Source organism: Wolbachia endosymbiont (group B) of Germaria angustata, assembly GCF_964026725.1.
GTDB classification, from domain to species: Bacteria; Pseudomonadota; Alphaproteobacteria; order Rickettsiales; family Anaplasmataceae; genus Wolbachia; species Wolbachia pipientis_C.
Genome location: NZ_OZ034691.1, coordinates 308,298 through 334,734, shown reverse-complemented (window position 1 = coordinate 334,734; position 26,437 = coordinate 308,298). Strand labels below are relative to the sequence as shown.

The window sequence follows — 26,437 nt, the reverse complement described above, 5'->3', positions numbered from 1 at the left end:
GTGTTAATACTACAGACTATGCTAGAGAATATATCCCATCCCAAAACAATATTTCTAGCTCTAGACCTCTCTTAAAAAACTCACGCATCTTTTTCCTCTCACAATCACCAGCCTTTGCATATAGATTATTTGCAACGTCAGTAACTTGATTAATCGTAGTATTCATTACTGTGTTATTATAGATATCAATCCACCCTTGATATCTGTGATCTTCAACTTTTTTAGGCATAACCTCTCCTACCATATGATTTATAATAATTTGGTATATATTAAAACAAGGACAAAACGCTGCTAAAGCTTCAGCAACAGAATTATAATATGCAGCACGCATAAAAAAGTCAGTGAAAGCAGAACAAGATTCTGATTTTTTATGATTATCGGATAAATCACAAGTCTCAAAATATTCAGTATACTGCTTTCGAACCTCAAATATTCCCCTTGCTACATTAACCAAACTGCTCATTATTTCAATGTCATCAATTTTAGATGCAATAATCAATAAAGCACGAGTACAGTCCACTAAATATAAAAAATCCTGCTGAAGATAAATTTTGAACTTTTCATAATCTAGCGTATTGTTTATCAATTCAACATTGAAAGGATGTTCTTTTATTTCTTCAATAAGATCAGATGATTCTTTTATAGCAATATCATAAAATTCTTCTTTTGGTTTGTCGGACATCTTGTAAGCCTCATAAATATTAAAACTAGTATAGTTACTAAAAAGTTACTTACAATTTATAATAAGTTATCATATCAGTATCAAGCTAGAAATAAAAGAGTTTAATAGTTTAAAGACATTCTCTCTTTTCTTCTTCTATATTAAATTCTTTACAAAAATCAGTAGATAAGTCCACACCTTCCCAAGAAAATCCACCATCACTTTCCGATTCTTTACCAAAATGCCCATAGCAGGCTGTACGTTTATATATAGGACGATTAAGTGATAAATGTCTTATTATACCTTTAGTTGATAAATCTATGTTACCTTCAATAAACCCTTTAATCCTCTCTTCATCTATTGTATTCGTGCCAAATGTATCAATGTAAAATGAAGTAGGTTTTGAGACACCAATTGCATAAGAAAGCTGCACAAGACAACGTTCAGCTAAACCTGCAAAGACAATATTTTTAGCAAGGTATCTCGCCATATAAGCTGCGGATCTATCAACTTTTGTTGCATCTTTTCCAGAAAACGCTCCTCCACCGTGTGGAATATAGCCTCCATAAGTATCAACCATAATTTTTCGTCCGGTTAATCCACAATCACCAACTGGCCCACCGATAACAAATCTACCTATTGGATTAACTAAGAGATTTTCTTCAGGACACATCCACCCTTCAGGTAAAGATGAAGCTATGTAAGGATAAATTATTTCCTTCACTTTCGATTGACTCAGATCCTCAAGATGCTGTATTGAAACAACAATACTTTCAGCACGCACTGGAAGGTTATTCTCATACGCCAAAGTGATTTGCGATTTTGCATCCGGACCAAGCTTTAACTCTTTGACCATACTCATGATATTTCTCAGAATCGAGTGTGCATAAAAAATGGGTGCCGGCATGAGGCTTTCTGTCTCTATTGTTGAATAGCCATACATTATGCCCTGATCCCCAGCACCTTGATCCACACCTATTGCAATGTCATTTGATTGTTCATGTAGCAATATATTTACTTTCACTGTTTCCCAGTGGAAACCATCATGCTCATAACCAATATCTTTTATTGTATTCCGTACAATACTTTCAATCTTGCTATTTTCAATGTTCGGCCCAAATACTTCCCCAGCTATAATAACATTATCTTTAGTAACTAAAGTCTCTATTGCAGTACGAGAGGAAGAGTCATTAAAAAGGTATTCGTCAAGTATTGCATCTGAAATCTGGTCTGCCACTTTGTCTGGATGACCGGCTGCTACTGATTCACTGGTTACTGAATTCTTATGTAAAACCATCGTTTAGTTACACAATATCAAAACTATTGCAAATTTAAATGGTGGGTCTGGGAAGAGTTGAACCTCCGACCTCACGCTTATCAGGCGTGCGCTCTAACCACCTGAGCTACAGACCCGTATCTATTCAAGCCAAGGCTTGCATATCATCTGTAGGCACAACATCAATAAACGTCTTTTTATTTGCTGATTTTCTAAAACTCACCCAGCCTTTCGTTTTAGCAAAAATCGTATGATCTTTACCCATACCAGCATTCTTTCCAGGATGAAATTTTGTACCTCTTTGACGTACAATTATGTTACCTGGAATAACCTCACCATTCTTCTTTATCCCGAGCCGACGCCCTGCCGAATCTCTACCATTACAGGAACTACCACCTGATTTTTTAGTTGCCATATCTTACCTCTTACTTTTGAAGACTAATTTCATTGATACGAAGAACAGTAATATACTGCCTATGACCATTTTTCCTACGGTAATTTTTTCTTCTCTTTTTCTTAAAGATTATAATTTTTTTATCTCTACACTGCTCCAGTACTTCAGCTTTAACAACAGCATTAGATGAACAAGATAAGCCATTACTTGAAACACAAATCACTTTATTGATTTCCACTTCCTCTTTTTCTTCAGCTTGTAATCTTTCTACTTTAATTATGCTGCCTTTTTTTACTAAATACTGCTTTCCACCAGTTTCGATTACTGCAAACATGACAAATATCAATTATTGTTATTAACACTAATCGTAAATGATGTTACACATACTGTCAATATAAATAAAAACATGAAATACTTCTACCTTTATCTGCTTTTCCTTTGAGAGTAGTCAAGTTTTAAAACTTGACTACTCTCAAATTCTCTTAGTATCATGAAGACTTTACGACGTTAATAAAAACTCAAGCTTTCACTAAAAACATTCAATCGGAGCTTATAAATTAAAACTCATTCCAAGTTCAAACCCATGAGAAAAATTACTGAACTTGTGAAGTTTATAGCCAGCGAAAACATTCGTTCTCTCAGAAAGTGGAAGATTAATACCAGCACCTATCTGGTAGGAAAAACTTTTTTACGTCTGGCTGTTGACCTTGCTGTGCTGGTTGAGATACTTTAGCTCCACCTCCTACACCAAAAGTAACATAAGGGGTAATATCCGTACTTTCAAGTTGATGATGATAATGAAGCTTTGCCATGAATCCTAACTCTGCCAAAGATCCTCCAAACAAAACAGATTTCAATACAGGACCAGCTGAAATTTTTATGCTATCTGTATAATGATAGCCAAGCTCATAATTAATACCAAGATTGCCATATGACGACGAAGTATAGATTCTATCTCTAATCCAATCAACTCCAAAAGACGGTGCTGACAGAGAACAGCAGACTACCAAAGTAAGTAATTTTTTCATTTTTACCCTCTAACCATGAATATACGCATATATACTCACAGAAAAGTTAAAAATCACATAACTTACATAATAAAATCGGAATCACTTTCTTAGCTACTTGCCTTTCTCTTGCAATTACCAAACTTTTCTTTTTCACATTTTATTACCTACTACAATCATCATTTTAGCCTATATAACTTGCTTTTATTCCAACAAAAATTCAAACCAGACTTCACTAAAAACATTCAATCGGAGCTTACAAATTAAAACTCATTCCAAATTCAACCCCATGCGAAAGTTCATGGAACTTTTGCAGCTTGTAGCCAGCAAAAACACTTGTTCTCTCAGAAAGTGGAAGATTAATACCAGAACCTATTTGATAAGAAAAAAAATTCATCATTGACTACAGCTTTGAAAGCCTCTCCAAGTAAAGCACTTATGTTTTCACCTATACTATCAGCTCTACCTACATTAGGTTTAGCCTTCATTGTACGAACTATAACAGCATCAACACCAGCAGTAATATAAGGAGTAATACCCGTATTTTCAAATTTATGATGATAATGAAGCTTTGCCATAAGCCCCACCACTGCTCCAAATTCTTCATCAAGAGTAGGTTTGATTAGAGAATTAATAATAGGTTTGATTACATAGCCAACTGAAATTTTAACACTATCTGTATAGTGAAACCCAACGTCATAATTAACACCAAGCCGGCTATATGATAAAGAAGTATAAATTCTATCTTTAATCCAATCAACTCCAAAAGACGGTACTGACAGGAAACAACAGACCACCAAAATCAGCAACTTTTTCATTTTTAACATGTATATTGATATACATGTATACTAATACATATATTAAAAATAACATAATTCGCGTAATAAAAATTAGAGTTATTTTATTTTCTTAGTTATTTGCCTTTCTCTTGCAATTGCAAGACTTTTCTCTGGCACATCCTCTACTATAACGCTACCTGCTGCAATGACAGAGTCATCATGAACATTAAGCGGTGCAATTAATGAACTATTGGCACCAATAAAACAATTGCTTCCAATATTTGTTTTATGTTTCTTTTTCCCATCATAATTACAAATAACGGTACCTGCACCTATGTTACTCCCCTGCCCTACCTGAGTATTTCCTATATAACTTAAATGCTTTATCTTAGTATTTATACCTATATCACTTGCTTTTGTTTCAACAAAATTACCTATGATTGCACCATCACCTATTGTTGTATTTTCACATTTGGCAAATGGACCAACCCTAACACCAGATCCTATTTTTACTCCAGGACCAAAAAAAACGTATGGGTAAACAATCGAATCCATACCAATTTGCGTATCAAGAGAGAAGAAAACAGTTTCTGGAGCAACAAGCGTTACTCCAGAGTTAGTGAAAAACTTTCTTTTTTCTTCTTGAAAGTAAAACTCGGCCGTTGCAAGGTCATTCCTATTATTTATGCCAGTTGCCTCCTCCTCATCAGCAATAACATAGCCAACATTTAAATTACTCTTTACTGCAATGGCAACTATATCAGTCAGGTAATATTCGCGAGCTTGATTATTACACTCTATTTTCTCCACTAATTCATGTAAATCTTTTGTATATGCAACCATTATTCCAGCATTAGCAAGAAATTCCTCATCATTATTTCTACCATTTTGTACTTCTACTATTTCTCTTAGGGAACCGTTCTCAATAATTAGTCTACCGTATCCTTTATTATCAGTTTTAAACCCAAGACAAACTAAAGCATTGCTCTCTCCTAAGCAGCTTATCATTTTAGTTATTGTGCTGCTTTTTATCAGCGGAGTATCTCCATACTGCACAACAACTATGTCTGATAATTCTTTCAGGTTTCTCATTGCAATTTTGACTGCATCCCCTGTGCCGAGCGTTGACTCTTGTGTAATTAATTTTATATCCTCAAAGCATTCCAGCCTTTGAGTTAAAGGCAAATCGACTACAACAGCTATTTTTTCAGGATTTAGCTGCTTTGCATTGTAAATGACGTGCTCAAGCATGGAGAAATTACCTATTTTGTGCAGAACCTTAGGCAAGCTTGAATTCATTCGTTTACCATGCCCAGCAGCAAGTACAACAAATGTATAAGATTTATTTGTCACTTATCTTAAAGACGAAAAATGAAAACCATAATGGTTGAGCCAACTAACTCTATTGTCGTAAAAGCTCCTTAGATCACTAATTTGATATTTCAGCATTGCTAGCCTTTCTATACCAATCCCAAATGCAAAGCCACTGTATTTAGTATGTTCTATTCCAACATTTTTAAAGACATTTGGATGCACCATACCACATCCAAGTACTTCAATCCATTTACTACCTTTATAACTTATGTCCACTTCTGCAGAAGGCTCAGTAAAAGGAAAAAAACTATTACGAAAGCGTATTTTTAGACCTTTATCTCCGAAAAATTTACTAAGGAAGCGATGAATAGTAAATTTTAATTGGCCCATATTGACATTTTCATTAACATAAAGCCCTTCTATCTGATGAAACATAGGAGTGTGAGTTGCATCAAAGTCATTTCTGTATACCCTGCCTGCAGCCACTATTTTAATTGGAAAAGTTTTTGTCTTTTCCATAGTTCTAATCTGCACAGATGAGGTATGAGTGCGCAGCACCATTCTTTTATCTTTTATTTTATTCTTTAAGTAGAAGGTATCTTGCTCCTCTCGCGCAGGATGATGACTTGGAGTATTTAGCGCATCAAACACGTGAAATTCATCTTCAATATCAGGACCATCAACTGCTTTGAAGCCCATATGTGCAAAAATGAGCTTTACTTCATTTATAACTTTGCTCAGTGGATGAATCTTGCCAATTCTTTCTGGTCTGACAGGCAGTGTGATATCAACTGCTTCATTTTGCAGTTTTAACTTAACTTCTTTATCTTTTAGTTCATTTTCTTTGCTTGTTATAAGCTGGTCTATCTTATTGCGTAAAACATTAATCACTGCACCTAGGTCGCGTTTTTCTCCTGCATCATCTATATTCTTTAAGTCATCGAAATAAGCTTTTACTACACCTTTTCTCCCCAAGTACGACAACCTAACTTTTTCTAAATCCTGCAAAGAAGCAGCATTTTCAATTTCAGAAACTGCCTTATCTTCAAGTAAAGGTATTTCACTTATTAGCTCTTTATTCACCTTAAAAACGCTAGCTTAAACTTTAATTATAGTGCAATCTTTAATATCATCAATAAAACTATTTGGATAAAAAGGTGTCATCCCAGTACTCTCCTTCTTGTCATTCCAGTGCGTGACACTGGAATCCAGGAATTTTATTAGGTTGGTAAGCATAAAAGTAGCCGTTTTATGTTAAAATACAACGTTTTGATGATCATGAAAACCTGGATGCCAGTGTCTGGGCACTGGCATGACATCATCTTTTTTATCAGATACATATGAAATCAGCGCTTTCTTTCTTGTCATCCCAGTGCTCTCCCTTCTTGTCATCCGAGTAGCTGACACTGGGATCCATAACAGGTAGTAAGAAGTGCTGGAATAACATGTCTATAGGACTCCTAACTAATCCAGAATATTAAAAAATTTACCAGGCGAAAAAAAAGGCAAAAGAACCCCCCAGTAGTGAGTTTTGACCCTATAATAATGTAAATCGGCATTGTAATAATGTGCTAACGCTTATTTAAAGCGCGTTTTGGCTGAATGTAGCAAAAATAAAAAAGACATGCAGCCGCTATAATTTTATGTAATCTGCCAATATATACCTGAGTTTTTTACTGAATTTTGTTGTTAAATCTGCAGAGATTAAAAACAAGGGTAAATACTCTTATTGTCATGATAAGGAGACTGATGAGGTTTGTAAAGTAACTTTTTCTGCTTATTGAACCCAACGCGCCGCTGTTATGCAAGGGTGCTATAATTATTAATTTATTGACTAATTATATTTTTTTTATTAAAATTATATTAAAAAATTAGAAACATGCACAGTAATAATACCACAACTCCGTGGGAGCAAACAAAAAATTCATTTAAGTCTTTTATGGATAAGGCTAAAAAAAACACAAGTAGAGTAATTCTTACCTTTAAAGCTCGTGTAGAGGATTTACCTGAGTCCTTAGCGGGTTTAAAAACAAATGTAAACAAAGCAGTTTCTGGAGTTAGAACTAATGCAGAAAGCTTATCAAAACTTCTCAAAGATAAGTTTCAAGATACAGGAAAAACCCCCGTCAACGTTAAAACTAAGAGAAAATATGAGGTAGAAGATTTACCTAAATTTTTCAAAGATAAATCTAAAGAGATAGGCAAAGTATTTTCCGATGAAGTAGTAGAAATCAGCACTATTCGCTCAAGAAGTGTTGTAAGTGATACACAAGAGTTTTCATTTAAGATCAAACTTCTGACAGAGGTAAACCCTAATACAATATTACCTCAAATAAAACATTTAATTGACTTTTTTAAAACCAGCCTTTCTCGGAAAAAAAAATTTATAGTCAACATACAAGTATCAAAAGAAAGCAGTGAATTATATAATAACTACTGTAAAACTCATAGTGATAAAACTGTAGAAGAATGCATAAGTAATGCTCCAATTCAAATCCTCCTGCAGGGCATAACGATAACGCTATAAACAAACGTTAAAAACATTAACCTCGATAGCTTGCAACAAATCGAGATATTCTTAGATGAGCAGCTAAAACATTTAGAAAAAGCCAAAAGTGAGGAGCAAAGTCAAGATACGTTACAAGCAGAAGAAACTGAAAATAAAAACGAAAATGTGGTTGAAAAAAGGAACACGCAAGGCAACCAAATTGTGCAAGGTTCGTTTGGCTACAATATAGTAAGCAACAGAAAGCAAATTACACGCGCACCAGTAATTGTTGCTGCAATGCATGAAAATATTTCCTGGTTTAGGTCTCTTTTTCAGCCATTCAATTTTTTTAATACGGCACAATTCTTTTCTCCACAACTGCCCAAATTTTCTATACAGAGTAACAATATGCCATCTGGTGTTATTCCAGCGCTTGACCAAAAAGAAAAAGAACCAGTGTCAGAAACTCGGATAACAGAGGGTAGTATAGGAAATCTAGTACCTAAAGAAATAGAGAGGGATATAGGTCAAACTAAGTCGCACACAGACTACTTTAAAGCTAACAGAAAAAAGAAATCCGAAAATCAGGCTAAAGAATTATTGCAAGAAGAAAAACAATCAATCATAAAACAAGCTCAAATTGATGCTAGAGTAGCTATGATAGATAATGTAGCTAAGCACAAGGGAAAAAACTCGATGAAATATTCGTAGAAGTAGTAAGTGAATATAAAAATCAAGATCCAGAAATATTTCACAATATTTTCAACTCAATGTTTAATATTATTTATTTCCAAGATAAACAACTACATGAAGTATTAGAACCAGATGAGATATCAGAAGCATTAGAAATGCTGAAGATACCACAAACAGCCGGCAAATCTTCTTTTCCAAAAGAGTATTTACACAAGCAAGTATATAGAAAAAAAGAGCAGTTGATTAAATTAGTTTCAGGCCAACCTTCTCCACAGCCTAAAAATGTTTCTCATGAAATTTTACTAAGCAAAGCTGTAGACCATTTACCAAAAACAAATGAAGCTAAAACTCGATTGCCTACTAATATTAGGCTCAAATCACCATTAAAAGCTATGTTTTCTTCGAAAGAGACTTATCTTTGTCTATTTTTAGTAGCAGCTTCTATATCAGCACTCTGCCTATGGCACTTGCCGCTGGGAAAAGTGTCAATTTTAAAGGAATTGGTGCCAACAGAAAAAAGGGAAAGTATCGGTCTAACATTAAACATAGGGTTACCAATATTAATTACACTGTGCGTTTTGAACCTGGCTTACTTTCTATATTCTGAATATTCTGTAGAATCTATTGAGCAGATAAGTAAAAAAGATCTTCCTTTGCGCACCTAACAAATAAGATCTTTTGTGATATAATTATTTATTTTATTGCATGTTTAAAGGAATTATCAAAGATATTGGCACTATAACTGATATCACTATCCACCCTAACTCTGATCAAATCTTCCATATTGAGACACAAAATTTATCCTCTATAAACAAAGGAGATTCAATATCCTGCTCCGGAGTGTGTTTAACTGTTGTCAACATAATGAGCAATGTATTCACAGTTCAAGTATCTCAAGAAACTATGAAAGTTTCTAACTTAAATATGTGGAAAACAGGAAAAAAAATAAACCTAGAGCAAGCAATGAAACTGAGTGACAAAATTGACGGCCACTTGGTTCAGGGTCATGTGGATGACACAGCAGAAATTTTAACAATCAATCAAAATTTAGAATCTCATGAAATCAGACTATCATGCCCACAAGAATTAATTAAATTTATTGCAAAAAAAGGTTCTGTAACGCTAGATGGAGTTTCCCTTACAGTAAATTCAGTTGTCGATCAAGAATTCACTGTGAATATAATTCCCTATACATGGAAAAACACAACTTTTCAGCATAATAAAACAGGTAATTACCTAAATTTAGAAGTTGATATGATTGCTCGGTACTTAGACCAGCTGATAAAATATCAACACAATTAATTTTACAACTTTGTTATTTACAACTATTATATCTTGAAAATCATATAGATACAAAATATGTTTTTCGATAGCCTAATTATCTTTATTATTGTCTTGTGTGTAATAATATCGATAACTAGAGGTTTTATAAAAGAGCTATGTGCATTAATGTTCTTGCTCTTATCAGTCTTTTTGACAGCTAATTACTATGATTTTTTTATTATAAATTATAGTAATTATTTTGACTCTAAAGTTACACAAAACATACTTTCTACAATCTCTGTATTTATCATACTTAATCTTACATTCATGACAATGAATAACTGGCTAATGTACATATTATCACCTATAAGATTGGGATTAATGGATAGAGTTACTGGAATCTTTGTCGGAGCACTTAGAGGAATATTGCTTTCTTATGTACTATTTTTCGCTGTGCACTTATATTGCCACACAGTATACGTTAAACAAGAGGGAGAGTCTAAAGTAGAAGCAGAAGACATATTGCCCAATTGGATAATAAATTCACACTCTTATCAGGCTTTATTTGTGACAACAGAAGAAGTAATTAACATGTATGTGCCAGAATCATTGATACTAAAAATAAAAGAGATCGGTGAGGAAATGGTTGATCAAGAAAAACCTCAAAACAATAAAGAAAAGTGAGTGTTGATTTTCTATAGCTAAACTAGCGTAGACAGCTATTATCCACAGCAATTCGCCATAGGTTACCAATTCCTATGACTAATCAAACAAAACTGCAAACATTGACGAATAAGTAAACCATCAAAAAAAATTTAAATGTATAATTTTAGTTCATCAATGTAATAAAACAAAACTTTTTTAGTGAGTTCAAAATCTTCTAAGGTATTTCCTTCACATCTTGCTGTAATGCAGTTTTGCGTATTTGATACTCTAAGAAGCCACCAACCTTTATTATCGGTTACCTTAATACCATCAAGCTCTGAAAATACAATATTTTTCTGCTTTAGTGTCTCCTTTACTGACTCAATTATTTGAAATTTTTTCTCATCCTTCACTACAATTTTCACTTCATAAGTGATATATAACTTTGGCAAATCTTCAATCATCTCAGATAGGCTGTGGTTTTTCTTAAGTAAAATGTTAATGACTTTAACAGCAGAATATAGTCCATCATCGAAACCCAGCTCAGAAAAGAAAAAATGCCCACTGAGTTCACCGGCAAAATTTGCCCCTTCTTCTACCATCTTTTTCTTAACTAGTGAGTGTCCAGTGGCACAGGTAATTACTTGCCCCCCTAATTTGCTAACGAAATCATGCACTTTCATACTCATTTTTACGTTGGCAATAACTTTGCTTTTTGGATGTTCCGCCAATACTTCACGTGCAAAAATCATAAACAAGTGATCATTGGAAACAACATTACCTTTATTATCAATCAAGCGTACCCTATCACCATCACCATCAAGTGCAATACCAAGATCACATTTATCTTTCTTGACAATATCTATTAACTGAGCAAGATTTTTCTCTTCTATGGGATCTGGGTCGTGCAGTGGAAACGTTCCATCGATAGAATTATTGGTTACGATGTGTATATGATCTGGTAAAATCTTTTCAATATACCTTACAATTGTTGGACTATTGCCAAAATCCCAAGCTATTTTTAGTTTTTGTGTAGCGTTATTCTTGAGCGCATTTTTTAATATGTTAACGTACTCACTATATATATTCGTGTTAATTAAGCTTCCAATTTTCGTGCTGTTTTTAATTGTATTGCCTATAATTTCCTTCATTTCTTGATCTGAGTAAACTTTTTTACTACTGAAAAATTTAAAGCCGTTATATTCTCTGGGATTATGAGAAGCAGTAATCATAATCCCAAGATCTGCCTGCATTGTTGCAGCGTAGAGCATAGGTGAAGAACAGAGCCCAACGCGTATAACATTCGCACCGGACAAAATTAAGCCTCTGATTAATTCTTTTTCTATACTTGGTGAATCTATCCTGCTGTCATAGCCTACACAAACGTTAGCTGCAGTTTGACCAAATTTTCTGCCTATTTCATACCCATCACTGATTTGCAGGTCTCTACCTACTACACCTCTAATATCGTATTTTCTTATAATAGTATTGTCCATAGTGCACTTCTTGGAGTGGTTAATATATAACATTTCCGCCAAATACTCAAGTTTATTTAACTATAAGATTAGTTGATTTTTTAAGAAAATATGCTAATATTATAATATAGTTCTCTAAAAACAGAAATTATGCCAAAAGAAAACTTATTTATAGCTGAAAATCAAGATTTAGATGTAGATCAGCAAAAGAAAAATGATATTTTAAGTTTCATTGAACCTTGCAACAATTTTTAGGATTTTATAAAAAAACTAGAGGAAGAAAATTTAATCTGGTATTTGATCGGTCCTTTACGCAACGATAAGGACATTAAAAAACAGATAAATTTAAAGTGGGAAAATGAGTTTCAAAAGTTTGAGCAATTAATAAATGAAACACATAGAAAATTTGAAGAATCTCTACCAGGTGAAAATTTCTTAGTATATACAACAAAAGATAATGACTTTAAAATTAGGTTTGAAAATAAAGAAAAACCAATAGAGATTAGCGCCCTTTTAAGAGCCAGCGACGAAGGTAAGGTTTATAACCTATCTTTGGGGAAAGATAGTCAAATAACTGCAACCAAAAAAGGCAGCGAAAGGCACTATAATTTTGCTGGTTCAAGCTCATGTAAAATGACCATCAACTGGCAAGCTAAGGATTCTAAAGGCAATAGCATAGATTGTAGCATGACTGTAGAAGTAAGTTCTAAGGGCATAAAAAGAGTGACTGATGAACCAAAATTTGGTGATTTAATTTTCAAAGATTTAGAATCAGAAGAAACAAAAAAGAAAATATTAGAATTAGTAGAACAAAACACAGAAGTTTTTATCAACGGAAAAACTCTGCATCAAGCTTCTAACAAACTCCTAAGAACCTTTTTCATCTATCGGCTCCTCTTTCATTAGTATATAACCAAATTCCTTTGCTTTTTTAAGCAAATTTTTGACTACTCTCTCTTTGTAAAGTGTTTCATAATAGTTCATTCCTTTCTCTACATATTCTTGTCCATATTTCAACATTTGATAAAAGATACATGCTAATTTCCTTGCTGTCGCAGTTATTGCTTTTGGTGCTCCTAGCCTTTTTTTCAGCCTTCTACTATATGCACCTATTGCACTTTTGCTTCTCAACACACAATGGGCAGCCATTCGAAATGCATTCGCAGCGCGGTTAATAACTTTACGAGTTCCTGTTCCAACAATTTTTCCTCCTGTAATTTTATTAGCAGGGCTTAATCCAAGCCAGGAAGAAAAATGTTTTTCTGTTGGCCATTTATTATGATTTATACCTGTTTCCGAAATGATAGTTTGTACACTTAATACATCAAATCCCGGGACTTTAGTAAAATCTATCCCGGTTATTCGATTTAAATCCTCATCCGCAGCAAAATCTGGACCATTCTTCTGCTTCCGCTTTCGTATTTTATTCAACATCCTGTTCTCATTTGACTTTGCCTCAAATGTTTTATAGTAACTCTCTATACTTTTATCACATTCCGTTATTTGCTCTTGAAAAAAAGTATATGCTGCATATTCTTGTTTTAGTGCAAACAAGTGTTCTTCTCTATAGTCTCCTGTTAATGCTTTTGCTATAGTAGGCTTGTCATTCTTCATGTTTGAATTTCTAAATTCAGCTAGTTTTTGGGGGTCTTTCTCTCCTTCAATTATTGCTTTAATAATTTTCATGCCTGTTAAACCGTTGATATCACTAATAACCTTATGCAATTGAATATTCATTTGAATTAGCGCTTTTTGCATACGTTGAGTATGTTTAGCTGCATTTTCAATTAGATTAGCACGTTGTCTAACGTAACTACGCAATACACACATTTGATTATCCGGTCTAAATGATCCTTGAAGCAGTCCATAGCTGTGCAATTGTTGCAGCCATTGACAATCCTGAACATCAGACTTTCTACCAGGCACATTTTTGACATGTCGCGCATTTACTAGTTTTACCTCAAATTTATATGATTCTAATATTTGAAATAAGGGAATCCAATATACTCCAGTTGACTCCATGGCCACAGTTCTAACCTGACACTTTTTTAACCACTTTGCTAAGTTGTGTAGATCTACTGTAAAGCACCCAAATTTTTGGATACGTTGTTCATCTCTTCCTTCAGGTGCACATACATAATGTACAGTCGAGCCAATATCAATCCCTGATGCGTCAGGGTTTATTATTTTTAATTTACTTTTTGCTTCTGCCATATAAAATTCCTCCTATACTATTATGATAAGAAGCACTTCAGCTTGGGACGGTTAGGTTATACAATCTTCTAAACGAGGTAGTCCAGAAAGAACTCCATCAATGGCTTTACCGTTTCCCCCAAAACCATGCTTTCAAACGGGCATTTATAGCACCATTGATTGTTTCGGTTATAGCTGCAGAAGCGCTTCTTCGTAAAACTATATCCAAAAAACATAAAGTAAAGAGAAAGAGTTTCTTTTTGGTTTTATAGATTTCGTCTGTTCAGGCTTTTAATAAAAAAATATAGCACAGTCTACTTCAGTGCATACTTAATTTCTGTCATGAGGTGTGTTATATTTTTCTAAATCGTTTTTTATAGGAGGATCATTATGTCTAAAATTCCTTAAAATTAATTAAAGTTAAACATTAATTAAATAGTGCAGTACTGCCTTACGCGTTGCTAATCCAAACTTTACTTGCTGTAAAATAACACAATCTGCTATATCATTGCTAGTTTCGATACCTCTATTTATTGGTCCTGGGTGCATAACAATTGCATCGGGTTTTGCATGCGATAGTTTTTGTGCATCAAGTCCATACAAATGAAAATATTCTTTTTCTAAAGAATTATTATTCATACGCTCTTTCTGCAACCTCAAGAGCATAATTACATCAGCATCCTTTATACCTTCGATTAATGAATAATGAAGTGAATCTACTTCAGGAAGATGCTTACAAATCAAAGCTGGTGGTGCAACTAAGCTTATTTTTGCTCCAAATATTTTTAGCAATCTTATATTTGATCTTGCAACTCTACTGTGCAAAATATCTCCACATATCACAACTTTGAGGTTTTTTATTTGCTTTTTATGATTGATAATTACAAGATAATCTGCAAGAGCTTGAGTGGGATGTTCACTGCTTCCATCGCCTGCGTTGATTAGCAAGCAGTTGACATGCTTTGCCAATGTATTAATAATACCACTACTTTTATGCCTGATTATCATATAGTCAGGATTCATTGCATTTAGTGTTTTTATCATATCTTTTAGATCTTCCCCTTTGTTAATAGAAGAAGATTTTATTGGTAAAGTTATAACATTTGCTCCAAGGCTTTTTGCTGCTATTTCAAAAGATGCGAGCGTACGTGTTGAATCTTCAAAGAATAGGTTTATGACTATTTTATTTTTCAGAACATGACTATTTTCAACTTTTTCTTCAAGGTATTGGTTGGCTAATTTAGTTATATTTTCTACATCACCGATTGTGAGGTCTGAGATATTTAATAAATTCCTTCTCTTGTCCATAGCTCCTTTTTTGAGCTTATTCTACTTTCTTAATTTCAATTACACAACTGTAAAGTAAAGTAGAAGGAAGCTATAAAATTTTATTTCCACTTACATTCATCTGCTATCATAACAGCCTCAAAAAGGTGCTCCTCAAGCTCACTTATAGGTAGATCACTTTGTGGATAATTTCCCCAAGATTTTAACACATCAGAAGTTTCAATACCTTCAACAACAGGATATTCTTGATTTTTTTTAGCATATAGCTCATGAGCCTGTTTGCTTACAAAAAACTCCAATAAAGCTATGGCATTTTCTCTGTGTTTTGCGTTTTTTGTTACTGCTGCACCACTAATATTCACCATTACACCATCATTAGGAAAAAAAGCTCCTAACTTGTCTGTGATATTCTTTTTATTTTCTGATGAAAGGATTCTTGCAAAGTAGTAGCTGTTTACTATTGCAACATTGCCTTCACCAGCGGCTACAGCATAAATTTGATCTGTGTCACCACCGCTTGGTTTTCTTGCCATGTTGCTTACAATTCCACTCACCCATTCTTTTGTTTTTTCAAAACCATTTTTTGCAATCATAAAAGCGATCAATGATCGGTTATATGGACTTGTGGAAGAGCGTACTAATATTTTCCCTTTCCATTTTTCATCCGCTAAATCTTCATAGGTACTTAATTCCTTAGGATCTACTGATTCTTTATTGTAAACCAATATTCTAGCTCTTTTTGTGAGACCAAACCAATAATCTTCATTATCTCTAAATTTTGCAGGTATGGCATTTTTTAGAGTCTCTGAATCCACTTGAGATAAGAGCCCTCTTTTTTTGGCTAAAATCAAATTCACTGCATCTGCAGTTAAAAACAAATCAGCTTCACCGCCATTTTCCATACGTGAAAGCAATTGGGAATAATCGTCAATGATATAACGTACCTTGATGCCAGTGGTTTTTGTAAAATCATCAAACAAACTATGTACTAATTCTTCTTTACGAGATGAATAAACGTTTACTACTTGTGAATCATCAATTCCGCTATTTTTATATAAAAAATTAACGACTATCAATACAGCCGCTACAAAAGATATAAATATTAAACCTTTTTTCATAAACAAACCCCTTCCTTTTCATCATCTCAAGCTATCAAAATAGCAAGGTCTTAGCAAGTGTAAATCTTCAAAAAGTTGCAGTTACAGTACTGGAATAGCGATAAAAAGAAGTACGAGCCAGATTTAATTAATAATATAAGTAATATCTGGATGGCCACATCGTTCAGCAACTACTTGTAACAATTTTGAACTAATCTTTTCTTGACTGCTTTTTACAGTTTTAATAGCTGTTTCATTAGGATTTTCACTATTAGCATTTTGTTTATGTAATAACAAATAATCTTTAAAATCAGTTTTGCTCCAATGATGAATTGTGCAAGCTAAAGTGAAAAGCAGTAGAGTGCCTGAAATTGCAACGATTGGCCAGTAAATAGTAGGATTTGTGTATGAACTTACTATATTGCTCAAACCACCTGTTGAATAAAGTGCTAAAGGGAAGGTTATGTTTCCAGTAATAAGAACTGTTCCTAAGATAGGAAGCCATATTCTATCATTGATTAATGAATTTACTTTACTCTTGTAATAGATTGGCTGGCCTGTAAGTTCTACGATGTTTGAATTACTTTTTGCTTTTTCTGGAAGAGAGTGAAACGTAAAGTAAACACGATTACCGTTGCTATATTTTAATACCAAAGACTTGATGCATTTCTCATCTTGCTTAAGTGTATCTAATATCTCACCTAAAACTTCTTGAGTGTCTCTTTTTGTAATCTTGTGCTCCTTAGTACGGACTGCTTGCATAAGTTCCCACGTAATTCCCAAGACTAAACAAGACGCTAATACCACGCCGAATATAGTAACAGGATTTACGCTGCCGATGAATCCAATAAATTCTCTTTGCTTCACAGCTAAAACGATTGCTGTAATACAACACGCCGTAACAAGGCCTACAAAAGGCATTGTAACTTTCTTCTTTTGCATCGTATATTTTACTTTCTGTAAAAATCTGTTTGTCTTTTTATTATCTCCAAGCAAAGATTTTTCAGAGCCATCTGTTTGATATGATGGTGGAGGAGTTGGATTTGCCTTCACTCTTTCTTTTAAATTTTCTAATGTTTTTTGACTATTCCAAGGTTCGCTGTATACTGTTTCTTGAAAAGATAACTTGCTTAGGTTTGTATTACCTACTTCACTATCTGAACTCTTTTTCGAAGTTTTTTTACTTCTATCTATTGATGCATAAAGAGATTCTGAACTGTTCACATTCGATTCTTTTTGCCTTTTTTCATCAGAACTTGATTCGCTAGCCGAATTTGTTTGTAACGCTGTGTTTCTAGGTGCTGGTGTTGGTAGAGTTGCTGCACTATTTTCACTCACCGTTGTATGAGAAACCAGTGTGACGTTATCTTTATTTCCTGATCCAGGCATATTCGCTCCAAAATTAATTACAATGTTATGTTGATTACGCTATAGTTATTAAGATATAGTGAATACTAATTTAAGAATAAATATTAGTATAAGAACTGCTGATCAAAGATCCTTTCATTCAAAGGGCAATCTTTGTCAAAAAGTAGAGTGACTGTATTTTCGTGATCTTTCTGTATTTTTACCTGCGATATGTCGTGAAATTCCTTGTAATCTGATACTACAAGTGCTGGACGATTTTTCACATCATTGATATCAATTTGCACTATTGTATCATTTGAGATTAGCGCTCCATTCCAACGACTTGGGTAGTAGCTATTAATGGAAGTCAGTGCAAGTAAATTTGAATTAAGTGGTAAGATTGGCCCACCGGCAGAGAAGTTATATGCAGTGCTACCTGTTGGGGTAGACAATATAATTCCATCTCCTCTGAATTTTTCTACTTTTAGCTTATCATTAATGGTAATATTCATCTCCACTATTTGATTTGCATTTCTAAAGACATACACTTCATTTACTGCGATGTAATGGTGTTTTTTGCCACTTATGTCTGTGGCTTCCATTTTTAGTAAAGTTAGCTGAGCAGGAACTGCATGTTCTATATGATCAATTAGATCTTTAAAACATTTATTCATTAAAAACCCGACATTACCGGTATTTATTCCATACACATGTATATCTTTATTTCCTATGACGTAGTCGTGCAGAGTGCGTAGCATAAAACCATCGCCACCAACAACTATCAGCAGATCAACTTCATGCTTACCTGCTTCTGCTATATTGATAAAATTGAGTTTCTGTAGTAGTTTAGATACTTCCTGAGACTTGGTTAGCGAAGAAGCAATATAGACTACATTTTTATATTTATACATGTTAAATAAAGAGGGGAGGAACTAAAAAAGACTCCCGTATTTATCATTAAACTTAGCTATTTTACTATCCTTCTCCCCTGAACCGCTTGTCAAACTTCCAGTCCATGCAGGATGAGTAAGAGGATCTCTATCAAGCTTTATTCTTTGACCTTCTTTTCCATAAGTGGAATAAGTTTCAAACTCTTGACCATCTGTCATAACTATAGTAACTTTGTGATAATCGATTTCTGCCATTGTTCTTACAAATTTCTTACCAGCTAAGATTTTAGTGAATCTGGTTCATTTGGTCAATCATTATTGTGAAATATTGACAAAAAATAAATAAAGTAGTATACTTAATGAAAAATAAATAATTTATTATGATCTTTGCTTTTCCTGGTCAGGGCTCTCAATTTATAGGAATGGGAAAGAACTTATATGATGAATTTTCAGTTGCAAGGCAAGTATTTGATGAAGTAGATGACGTATTAGGTAGAAAGCTGTCTCATTTGATTTTCAATGGTCCTATTGAAAAATTAACCATCACGGAAAACGCTCAGCCAGCTATAATGGCAGTGTCAATTGCAACGCTACGTGTTATGAAGCACGTATTTGGTGAATATCTTTACAGAGTTCAGTATGTTTGTGGGCATTCAGTTGGCGAGTATACAGCGCTATGTGCTGCAGGAGCATTGACGCTTGAGTCTGCAGTCAAGTTGCTAAAAGTTCGTGGTGAAGCAATGCATGAAGCTTCACTGAAATGCAAAGGTGGAATGGTTGCCCTACTTGGAGCAGAAATAAGCGAAGTAGAAGGTATATTAAAATCAGCTCAAATTGATTGTGAAATTGCAAACGATAATGGTGGCGGGCAGGTAGTGGTAAGTGGTACTTCAGAAGCCCTTGAAATGTTACCTGAATTGTTTAAAACCTCAAGTGTAAAGAAAATAATTAAATTGCAAGTTAGTGGGCCTTTTCACTCATCTTTTATGAAACCCGCTGATGAAAAACTTCTAGAATTTTTGGAGAGCGTTAAAATAACTCGCCCTTCGATTCCTTTTGTGTCAAATGTTACAGCTAAAGAGGAAAGTGATCCAGAGGTCATAAGAGCTTTGCTCGCTAAGCAAGTCGTAAGCAGAGTGAGGTGGAGAGAAATGATTTTACATATGACAAGCCGTGACACTAATAAATTCGTTGAAATTGGGCCTAATAAAGTTCTATCCAATTTAGTTAAAAGAATTGACCAATCTATCAATACAAAAAGCATAGGTAGTATTGATGATATTGATGGCTTCTTTAATGAATCATTAATGTTGACAGCAAAAAATTTTAAAATAAAAGCTTATAACTAACATAAAGTAAAATTTGGGCTATTTTTTTTGCTTTGATTATTGATAGCAGAGGAATGTCAAACATCGACACTAAAGAATATGATCTGGCGCTAGGTGATACTACAGTTAAACTTTTTATTAAAAGTAGCGATACAAGTGGAATCAATTTTATCAATGTGCATCAAAATGAAGTAACTTCAAAAGAAGCTGGTGAGAATATAATCGAGGAGTTTGGTGGAAGAATGCTGTACATTACTCATGGTGATGGTACTCCGCGCAATGTAGAATTTTACTTAAATGGTGAGCGGTATGAATTCGATCCCAATCGCATGTTTGATGATGTAGGTGCAGAAGCTAGCTTAAGAGAGTTTGGCAATTTTTCAGAAGATGCTTTGAGAATTACTAGAAACTTTGCAGAAAAAATTTTAGACTTTTTGCTTCCTGGTCAAGATCATGTTATTGCTCTGCACAATAATCACAACTCTCCCAGCTACTCATTCAAAAGCTATTTTGCTCCACCACTTTCTCATGATGTGCTAAAGATTTATCCAGAGGTATGTCCAGAAAATGGAACGGGTGAATTTTTTTACACGACAGATGAGGGCTGGTTTAATGCTTTAAAACAGAAGGAAATTTTTAATATAGTATTGCAAAATAACAAAGCAGTCGAAGACGATGGTTCTTTATCTGTGTATGCTAGCAAAAATCATATTCAATACTCTAATGTAGAAGCACAACATGGCCATTTGGAGCAGCAAATAGATATGCTATCTGCTATGCACAGTGTTTTATTTCCTAATGCAAATCAGCCCTTATTTATAGATTTATAGTAATATAAAGCGCACTACACAATTAATGAACTACCTGTCATTTCATTTGGCTTTTTGAGTCCAAGTAGCTGTAAAATAGTAGGTGCAATATCAGATAATTTTCCATCTCTCAGTTTTAAATTTTCACAAGATATAATAAATGGAGCTTTATTTAGAGTGTGCGCTGTGTGAGGTGTGTTATTTTCTTCATCGAACATACATTCTACATTGCCATGGTCTGCTGTAATAATGAGTGTGGTGTTACCAACTTCTTCAGCAGCACTCAGCACTCTTGCAAGGCAATCATCTACAGCGAGTACTGCTTGCTCAGCCGCTTTTATATTACCTGTGTGTCCCACCATATCAGGGTTAGCGTAGTTTACAACTATCAGTGCAAATTCCTGAGAATGAATTTTTTTCACAAGCTTTTCTGTGAGCTCAAAGGCTGACATTTTAGGCTGCAAATCATAAGTTTTAACTTTTGGTGAAGGAATGAGTATTCTTTCTTCACCGGAAAAAGGTTCTTCTCTTCCGCAATTAAAAAAGAAAGTCACATGAGCATATTTCTCAGTTTCAGCAATGCGCAGTTGCCGTAGTTTATTGTCTTCTATTATCTGTCCCAAAGTGTTAGCAAAAGATTCAGGAGGAAAGAGATAAGGGATTTTTAAATCCGCTTTATATTGCATCATACTTAAAATTGAAGAGAATTTTGCCACTTCAGTATAGCCTGCTTTACCAAGACAAATACTTGCCAATTGTATCATTCGATCAGCACGAAAGTTAGCCAATAGCAATCCATCTTCTGGTTTTATACCTTGATAATCGCCTATTACTGCGGGCCTGATAAATTCATCGGTTATATTATTTTGATAATTTTCATCAATAAGCGATACTGCATCATCATAACGAGGCGCCTTTGCAAATGCGATGGCTTCATAAGCTTCAATTGTTCTTTCCCACCTACTATCACGGTCCATAGCATAATAACGTCCAGAGACAGTGGCAATTTTTATATCATTGTCTTTTATACTCTCTGTAAATTCTTGAATGCATCTTTTCCCTGAATTTGGAAACGTGTCTCTGCCATCTAAAAATGCGTGTATTACAACTTTAATTCCGCGCTGTGATATTTTGTTTGCTAAAGATGAAATGTGCTTTTGATGCGAATGAACACCGCCATCTGATATCAATCCCATTATATGGCATATGCCATTCTTACTTTTTAGATCATTAATAAAATTCTGTAGATTTGCATTATTTTCTATCGTTTCGATTTCTTGATTAATACGCTGAAGGCTTTGCATTACCACTCTACCACTGCCAATATTCATATGGCCAACTTCTGAATTGCCTATTTGGCCTTCTGGTAATCCAACATCAGTTCCACAGGCAGATAAACTGCACTTTGGATAATTAGAGTTAATATGTTGCCAACAAGGGAGATTTGCATTGCTAATAGCGTTGTATTTACTATTTTCTATTCCATTGCCCCAGCCATCTAGTATACATAAAACGACTGATTTAAAGTTCATATAAAAGTTAACATCGAAACCCCCAATGGTACCAAAAACAAACTCTTCTCACAACTTTTGTGTTAAAATAAGAGATATAAAAAGCTCCTTAGAGGTATGAGATTTTTCATAAAATATTTTATTAAAGTGATTGACAGTTGCTGAAGTGTTTACTAAAACACTTGCATAGCTTTAATAGTGAGGTCAAGTGAGTTATAGCCAATATATAAAAGGTAATACTTTAGCAATATCAGGCGCTATAGTTAACACAAACAAGTTCGTAAATTTTTTAAAAAATAATACACACATTAGAAAGCTTATTTTACGATATTCAAGCATTGATTGTGAAGTTGTAAAAGAATTAGCTAAGCTTTCACATCTTACTTCACTTGATCTAAGTTGCTGTTGTATTGGTACAGAAGGTGCGAAGATTTTAGCAAGCGGAAATCTTATAAATCTTACTTCGCTTGATTTAGGAGGAAACGAAATTGGTGATGAAGGTGTAGAGGCTTTAGCCAGTGGAAATCTTACAAGTCTTACTGAGCTTAAATTATATGATAATAAAATTGGCGATAGGGGGGCAAAAGCTTTAGCAAGTAGAAATCTTACAAATCTTACTTTGCTTAGTTTAGGATGGAATGAAATCAGTGACAAAGGTGCGGAAGTTTTAGCGAGTGGAAATCTTACAAATCTTATTACACTTAAAGTATATGATAACAGCATTAATTACAGAGGTGCACAGACTTTGGCGGGTGGAAATTTGGTGCGTCTTACTTCGCTCATTTACAATTATTGCAGTATTGATGAAACATTGCCAAAAAATGTCCTTCCTCAATTAAAAAGGAAATGTAATAAAAGAAAAATAGAAGAGGAGCCAGATAGCAAGCTAAGTGAAGCGCAGACATCTTTGCATTTTGACAGTAAAGGCTTTAAACCTATATAATTTCACACGTTTTGTCTGTTTAAGAGACAAAAAAAGGTAGTGAATTTTGGGCTAAAAGTGAAATGTACAGATTGTATAAAATAGTGCTCCCCGGGCCGGATTCGAACCAGCGACCAATTGGTTAACAGCCAACTGCTCTACCACTGAGCTACCGAGGAATAAACTGCTTTCAACTTATCACATTGAACGCCGATTGTAAACGATTTTTATGTAGACTTTAGACCTAGATATCATTCCAGTGCATGGAGCTGTAATCTAGTTCTTATTACCTGATATGCTCATTTGACAGTTAAGTCTTCTCTACCCCTATTTGCATAATACCTTGACGATTCCGTTTACGGTTAAAAGATATCGAGGTAGTAGGGTGTATTAGTTTTTGCAAGCTGTTATTTTGCTATGGATTGCTGTAATGGCATCATCTATTTTATTGTTATCACAGCCTGTTTGGGCAAGTTCGGTATTTCCACTGCAATCCCTTCTGGTTACAGTAGATACTAGCTCTTTTGCATTGATCTTATTAGTTAAATCTTTACTTACTTTGACAATCAAAACTGTTTTATCCTTTTCTGTTACCATGAAGGCTATTACAGTTTTCGGTTTTTGTTGCTGTAGAGCAAATTCCCTTATGATACTTCCTGGAACGTCAGTAAAAGTGTGGCTTACGAAATTTATTCCATTTATTTCAGTACTTTTTATATTTTCTACACTGATAATCTTTTTATAAAGATTTTTTATTTTGGTTTCAAATTCTTTGCGCTCTTGGCTTAAAATACTGAGTCGACTTATTATTTCATTTGCTGGTGCTTTTACGCATTCTGCAACTTTTTTTAAGCTAATTTCGTTATTGCGTACATAATTAATTGCTTCTTGACCGGTTAAAGCTTCGATCCTTCTTACTCCAGATGCAACGGAACATTCTGCTGCTATCTTAAACAAACCAATTTCTCCGGTACGCTCCACGTGTGTACCACCACATAATTCTTTTGAATCTCCAATTTTTACAACCCTAACATTATCACCATATTTTTCACCAAATAAGGCCATCGCTCCTTCGTCTATTGCCTTATCCATACCTTGAACTTTTGTGGACGTAGAAAGATTTTCTCTGATTAGAGAGTTTACTATATCTTCTACTGAAGACAGCTGATCCTGAGTGACTGGCTTATTGTGACTAAAGTCAAATCTTAGTCTATTTGGTGCGACTAGAGAACCTTTTTGAGTAACGTGATCACCTAAGATTTTTCTGAGTGCAAAGTGTAGAAGATGTGTAGCTGAATGATTTCTGCTTAAGTCTTGTCTTCTTTTTTTGTTAATACTCGCTGTAACTGTATCACCTTTACGAACTGAACCAGACTCCACTATACATCTGTGTAAATATAGGTCATTAATCTTGTTGGTATTTTCCACTATGATTACGCCTAAATCTGGTGTCATTCCAGCGCGTGACGCTGGAATCTGGATCCCAGTATCAAGTACTGGGATGACAAGAAGGAACTTTCCAATATCTCCCACTTGTCCACCTGACTCGCCATAAAAAGGTGTTTTATCAAGTATAATAGTTATCTTTTCTCCTTCTTTTGCAGAATCAATTACTTCATTTTTAGAGGAAATTATTGCGAGTACTGTTGCATCCTTTACTTCATCATACTCATAACCAACAAATTTTGTTTTGCCAAATTTATTGATCAAATCAAACCATACTTGCTCAACAGATTTTTCACCAGATCCAGCCCATTTAGCACGTGCTCTTTCTTTTTGCTCTTTCATTGCATTATCAAAACCTTTTTGGTCAAAATTTATTTTCCTTTCTTTCAAAATATCAAGTGTGATATCCAAAGGAAATCCATAAGTGTCATATAGTTTGAATGCTGATTCTCCAGATAGAGTGTCACCTGATTTTAAATCTGCAGTAAATTTGTCCAAGAGATTAATGCCTTTCATTAAAGTGTCTTTAAAGTTTTCTTCCTCTGATTTTAACGTTGTTTCTATTAAGCTTTTAGCTCTGATTAGCTCTGGATAAGCATCTCCCATATAAGCCAAACTTGTGCCATCTATGAGTGCAGGAAAAACAAGGTTCAATAGAGAATCATTATATCCAAGTAGATGGATATAACGTACTGCTCTCCTGATCAATCTGCGTAGTACATAATTTCTTCCTTCATTTCCAGGAAGTACTCCTTCTGCGATGAGAAATGCAGTTGCACGAAGGTGATCTGCAATAATCTTATGAGCTACTTTATTTTCCGTATTTCCACAGTACTCTTGCGATTTACTTACCAGAGCAGAAAATAGGTCAATATCATAGTTATCATGAACGTTCTGCATAACAGCTGCTATTCTTTCAAGGCCCATTCCGGTATCGATGCATTTTTTTTGTAATTTTTGTAAATTACCTTCTTCATCTTTATTAAATTCCATGAACACCAGGTTCCAAATTTCAACAATTCTGTCGTCTTCATGCAAATCCTGATTTGCATGATCGTAAAAGATTTCAGAACATGGGCCACATGGACCAGTATTGCCCATGCTCCAAAAGTTATCATCTGTTGTAATTCTTATGATTTTATCATCTGAAAAGCCACTTATCTTACGCCAAATTTCATATGCTTCATCATCAGTGTGGTAAACAGTTATGGATAGTCTGTTTTTATCAAGAGACAATTCTTCAGTAATAAATTTCCACGCAAATTCTATCGCAGTTTCTTTAAAGTAATCACCAAAGCTAAAATTTCCGAGCATTTCAAAAAATGTGTGATGTCGAGATGTATAGCCAACATTTTCAAGATCATTGTGTTTACCACCTGCTCTGAGACACTTTTGACTTGAGACGGCACGTTTCATTTCAGTTTTTTGCGTGCCGGTAAAGATGTTTTTGAACTGTACCATACCAGCATTTGTAAACATGAGTGTTGGATCGTTCTCTGGAATCAAAGGAGAAGAAGGAACTTGCTCATGATTATTATTTACAAAAAATTTTATAAATCTTTCTCTAATTTCGTTTAGCTTCATCGTTTTTACTGAGGTTATCTATGCATAA

General features: G+C 34.3%; 23 protein-coding genes, 2 tRNA genes and 2 pseudogenes. 7 read left to right on the top strand and 20 right to left on the bottom strand.

Translation table 11 applies throughout. From position 1 onward, the window contains the following. Positions 1–16 precede the first annotated feature (16 nt). The 10 genes and pseudogenes from AAGD63_RS01605 to AAGD63_RS01560 form a co-directional block, all read right to left on the bottom strand. On the bottom strand, positions 17–682 hold the full coding sequence (locus tag AAGD63_RS01605; RefSeq protein ID WP_341813597.1) for a TenA family protein: 666 nt from the start codon (positions 680–682) through the stop codon (positions 17–19). 109 nt (positions 683–791) lie between these two features. Continuing rightward, positions 792–1,958 carry a methionine adenosyltransferase gene (gene metK, locus AAGD63_RS01600; RefSeq protein ID WP_341813596.1) on the bottom strand — a complete coding sequence of 389 codons (1,167 nt, stop codon included), beginning with the start codon at positions 1,956–1,958 and terminating at the stop codon, positions 792–794. Between the two features lie 39 nt (positions 1,959–1,997). Continuing rightward, positions 1,998–2,074: transfer RNA gene (locus AAGD63_RS01595), tRNA-Ile, on the bottom strand. Positions 2,075–2,082: 8 nt separating this feature from the next. Further along, positions 2,083–2,352: a 50S ribosomal protein L27 gene (rpmA, locus tag AAGD63_RS01590; protein ID WP_341813595.1), complete on the bottom strand. Its 270-nt coding sequence runs from the start codon at positions 2,350–2,352 to the stop codon at positions 2,083–2,085. Positions 2,353–2,362: 10 nt separating this feature from the next. Continuing rightward, positions 2,363–2,665: a 50S ribosomal protein L21 gene (rplU, locus tag AAGD63_RS01585; RefSeq protein WP_015588327.1), complete on the bottom strand. Its 303-nt coding sequence runs from the start codon at positions 2,663–2,665 to the stop codon at positions 2,363–2,365. Positions 2,666–2,881: 216 nt separating this feature from the next. Then, positions 2,882–3,359: pseudogene (locus tag AAGD63_RS01580) on the bottom strand (outer membrane protein). Positions 3,360–3,697: 338 nt separating this feature from the next. Then, positions 3,698–4,156 (bottom strand): hypothetical protein, encoded by a 459-nt coding sequence (locus AAGD63_RS01575; RefSeq protein ID WP_341813594.1) that lies wholly within the window; start codon positions 4,154–4,156, stop codon positions 3,698–3,700. Between the two features lie 78 nt (positions 4,157–4,234). Further along, positions 4,235–5,470, bottom strand: coding sequence for an NTP transferase domain-containing protein (locus AAGD63_RS01570; RefSeq protein WP_264330594.1), 1,236 nt, complete (start codon positions 5,468–5,470; stop codon positions 4,235–4,237). Continuing rightward, positions 5,471–6,514 (bottom strand): phenylalanine--tRNA ligase subunit alpha, encoded by a 1,044-nt coding sequence (gene pheS / locus AAGD63_RS01565; protein WP_341813593.1) that lies wholly within the window; start codon positions 6,512–6,514, stop codon positions 5,471–5,473. Between the two features lie 171 nt (positions 6,515–6,685). Further along, positions 6,686–6,823, bottom strand: coding sequence for a hypothetical protein (locus AAGD63_RS01560; RefSeq protein WP_341813592.1), 138 nt, complete (start codon positions 6,821–6,823; stop codon positions 6,686–6,688). Positions 6,824–7,370: 547 nt separating this feature from the next. On the opposite strand from AAGD63_RS01560, the pseudogene AAGD63_RS01555 reads away from it, so the two are divergent. From AAGD63_RS01555 to AAGD63_RS01545, 3 genes and pseudogenes are all read left to right on the top strand, one after another. After that, positions 7,371–9,277, top strand: a pseudogene (locus AAGD63_RS01555) (hypothetical protein). Between the two features lie 40 nt (positions 9,278–9,317). After that, the gene (locus AAGD63_RS01550) at positions 9,318–9,914 is read left to right on the top strand and encodes a riboflavin synthase (RefSeq protein ID WP_341813591.1); all 597 of its coding nucleotides are present in this window, start codon (positions 9,318–9,320) and stop codon (positions 9,912–9,914) included. 57 nt (positions 9,915–9,971) lie between these two features. Then, positions 9,972–10,559 carry a CvpA family protein gene (locus AAGD63_RS01545; RefSeq protein ID WP_341813590.1) on the top strand — a complete coding sequence of 196 codons (588 nt, stop codon included), beginning with the start codon at positions 9,972–9,974 and terminating at the stop codon, positions 10,557–10,559. Between the two features lie 131 nt (positions 10,560–10,690). Here AAGD63_RS01545 and AAGD63_RS01540 read toward each other — a convergent pair whose 3' ends face one another. Next, a complete protein-coding gene (locus AAGD63_RS01540; protein ID WP_341813589.1) occupies positions 10,691–12,016 on the bottom strand; it encodes a phosphomannomutase/phosphoglucomutase in 1,326 nt (441 codons plus the stop codon). Positions 12,017–12,292: 276 nt separating this feature from the next. On the opposite strand from AAGD63_RS01540, the gene AAGD63_RS01535 reads away from it, so the two are divergent. Continuing rightward, positions 12,293–12,901 (top strand): hypothetical protein, encoded by a 609-nt coding sequence (locus AAGD63_RS01535; RefSeq protein WP_341813588.1) that lies wholly within the window; start codon positions 12,293–12,295, stop codon positions 12,899–12,901. Here AAGD63_RS01535 and AAGD63_RS01530 read toward each other — a convergent pair. The 6 genes from AAGD63_RS01530 to rpmE form a co-directional block, all read right to left on the bottom strand. Beyond that, the gene (locus AAGD63_RS01530) at positions 12,863–14,209 is read right to left on the bottom strand and encodes an IS110 family transposase (RefSeq protein WP_341813147.1); all 1,347 of its coding nucleotides are present in this window, start codon (positions 14,207–14,209) and stop codon (positions 12,863–12,865) included. The two genes, AAGD63_RS01535 and AAGD63_RS01530, sit on opposite strands and share 39 nt — an antisense overlap. A 399-nt stretch (positions 14,210–14,608) precedes the next feature. Continuing rightward, on the bottom strand, positions 14,609–15,496 hold the full coding sequence (locus AAGD63_RS01525) for an aspartate carbamoyltransferase catalytic subunit (RefSeq protein WP_341813587.1): 888 nt from the start codon (positions 15,494–15,496) through the stop codon (positions 14,609–14,611). 80 nt (positions 15,497–15,576) lie between these two features. Continuing rightward, positions 15,577–16,593, bottom strand: a complete 1,017-nt coding sequence (locus tag AAGD63_RS01520; RefSeq protein WP_341813586.1) for an extracellular solute-binding protein — start codon at positions 16,591–16,593, stop codon at positions 15,577–15,579. A gap of 123 nt (positions 16,594–16,716) precedes the next feature. Further along, the gene (locus AAGD63_RS01515; protein ID WP_341813585.1) at positions 16,717–17,961 is read right to left on the bottom strand and encodes a hypothetical protein; all 1,245 of its coding nucleotides are present in this window, start codon (positions 17,959–17,961) and stop codon (positions 16,717–16,719) included. Positions 17,962–18,044: 83 nt separating this feature from the next. Further along, a complete protein-coding gene (locus AAGD63_RS01510) occupies positions 18,045–18,830 on the bottom strand; it encodes an NAD kinase (RefSeq protein ID WP_341813584.1) in 786 nt (261 codons plus the stop codon). 21 nt (positions 18,831–18,851) lie between these two features. Continuing rightward, positions 18,852–19,064 (bottom strand): 50S ribosomal protein L31, encoded by a 213-nt coding sequence (rpmE, locus tag AAGD63_RS01505; RefSeq protein WP_006013575.1) that lies wholly within the window; start codon positions 19,062–19,064, stop codon positions 18,852–18,854. A 125-nt stretch (positions 19,065–19,189) separates the two neighbouring features. On the opposite strand from rpmE, the gene fabD reads away from it, so the two are divergent. Both fabD and AAGD63_RS01495 read left to right on the top strand, forming a co-directional pair. After that, entirely contained in the window at positions 19,190–20,158 is a 969-nt protein-coding gene (gene fabD / locus AAGD63_RS01500; RefSeq protein WP_341813583.1) for an ACP S-malonyltransferase, read from the top strand. Between the two features lie 53 nt (positions 20,159–20,211). Continuing rightward, on the top strand, positions 20,212–20,967 hold the full coding sequence (locus tag AAGD63_RS01495; RefSeq protein WP_341813582.1) for a hypothetical protein: 756 nt from the start codon (positions 20,212–20,214) through the stop codon (positions 20,965–20,967). A gap of 14 nt (positions 20,968–20,981) precedes the next feature. Here AAGD63_RS01495 and gpmI read toward each other — a convergent pair whose 3' ends face one another. After that, positions 20,982–22,478: a 2,3-bisphosphoglycerate-independent phosphoglycerate mutase gene (gene gpmI, locus AAGD63_RS01490; protein WP_341813581.1), complete on the bottom strand. Its 1,497-nt coding sequence runs from the start codon at positions 22,476–22,478 to the stop codon at positions 20,982–20,984. A 187-nt stretch (positions 22,479–22,665) separates the two neighbouring features. On the opposite strand from gpmI, the gene AAGD63_RS01485 reads away from it, so the two are divergent. Then, a complete protein-coding gene (locus tag AAGD63_RS01485) occupies positions 22,666–23,400 on the top strand; it encodes a hypothetical protein (protein WP_341813580.1) in 735 nt (244 codons plus the stop codon). A gap of 86 nt (positions 23,401–23,486) precedes the next feature. On the opposite strand, the gene AAGD63_RS01480 is transcribed toward AAGD63_RS01485, so the two are convergent. Continuing rightward, positions 23,487–23,558 (bottom strand) — tRNA-Asn (locus AAGD63_RS01480). Positions 23,559–23,769: 211 nt separating this feature from the next. Further along, the gene (gene alaS / locus AAGD63_RS01475; protein ID WP_341813579.1) at positions 23,770–26,409 is read right to left on the bottom strand and encodes an alanine--tRNA ligase; all 2,640 of its coding nucleotides are present in this window, start codon (positions 26,407–26,409) and stop codon (positions 23,770–23,772) included. Positions 26,410–26,437: the final 28 nt, after the last annotated feature.

What these genes read in the sequence shown, in the direction of transcription:
- alaS (WP_341813579.1), bottom strand. Translation starts at nt 26,409, where the DNA reads ATGAAGCTAAACGAAATTAGAGAAAGATTTATAAAATTTTTTGTAAAT.
- AAGD63_RS01510 (WP_341813584.1), bottom strand. Translation starts at nt 18,830, where the DNA reads ATGTATAAATATAAAAATGTAGTCTATATTGCTTCTTCGCTAACCAAG.
- AAGD63_RS01520 (WP_341813586.1), bottom strand. Translation starts at nt 16,593, where the DNA reads ATGAAAAAAGGTTTAATATTTATATCTTTTGTAGCGGCTGTATTGATA.
- gpmI (WP_341813581.1), bottom strand. Translation starts at nt 22,478, where the DNA reads ATGAACTTTAAATCAGTCGTTTTATGTATACTAGATGGCTGGGGCAAT.
- rpmA (WP_341813595.1), bottom strand. Translation starts at nt 2,352, where the DNA reads ATGGCAACTAAAAAATCAGGTGGTAGTTCCTGTAATGGTAGAGATTCG.
- AAGD63_RS01525 (WP_341813587.1), bottom strand. Translation starts at nt 15,496, where the DNA reads ATGGACAAGAGAAGGAATTTATTAAATATCTCAGACCTCACAATCGGT.
- AAGD63_RS01540 (WP_341813589.1), bottom strand. Translation starts at nt 12,016, where the DNA reads ATGGACAATACTATTATAAGAAAATACGATATTAGAGGTGTAGTAGGT.
- rplU (WP_015588327.1), bottom strand. Translation starts at nt 2,665, where the DNA reads ATGTTTGCAGTAATCGAAACTGGTGGAAAGCAGTATTTAGTAAAAAAA.
- AAGD63_RS01530 (WP_341813147.1), bottom strand. Translation starts at nt 14,209, where the DNA reads ATGGCAGAAGCAAAAAGTAAATTAAAAATAATAAACCCTGACGCATCA.
- AAGD63_RS01605 (WP_341813597.1), bottom strand. Translation starts at nt 682, where the DNA reads ATGTCCGACAAACCAAAAGAAGAATTTTATGATATTGCTATAAAAGAA.
- AAGD63_RS01550 (WP_341813591.1), top strand. Translation starts at nt 9,318, where the DNA reads ATGTTTAAAGGAATTATCAAAGATATTGGCACTATAACTGATATCACT.
- AAGD63_RS01560 (WP_341813592.1), bottom strand. Translation starts at nt 6,823, where the DNA reads ATGACAAGAAGGGAGAGCACTGGGATGACAAGAAAGAAAGCGCTGATT.
- AAGD63_RS01495 (WP_341813582.1), top strand. Translation starts at nt 20,212, where the DNA reads ATGTCAAACATCGACACTAAAGAATATGATCTGGCGCTAGGTGATACT.
- AAGD63_RS01515 (WP_341813585.1), bottom strand. Translation starts at nt 17,961, where the DNA reads ATGCCTGGATCAGGAAATAAAGATAACGTCACACTGGTTTCTCATACA.
- AAGD63_RS01545 (WP_341813590.1), top strand. Translation starts at nt 9,972, where the DNA reads ATGTTTTTCGATAGCCTAATTATCTTTATTATTGTCTTGTGTGTAATA.
- metK (WP_341813596.1), bottom strand. Translation starts at nt 1,958, where the DNA reads ATGGTTTTACATAAGAATTCAGTAACCAGTGAATCAGTAGCAGCCGGT.
- AAGD63_RS01575 (WP_341813594.1), bottom strand. Translation starts at nt 4,156, where the DNA reads ATGAAAAAGTTGCTGATTTTGGTGGTCTGTTGTTTCCTGTCAGTACCG.
- fabD (WP_341813583.1), top strand. Translation starts at nt 19,190, where the DNA reads ATGATCTTTGCTTTTCCTGGTCAGGGCTCTCAATTTATAGGAATGGGA.
- rpmE (WP_006013575.1), bottom strand. Translation starts at nt 19,064, where the DNA reads ATGGCAGAAATCGATTATCACAAAGTTACTATAGTTATGACAGATGGT.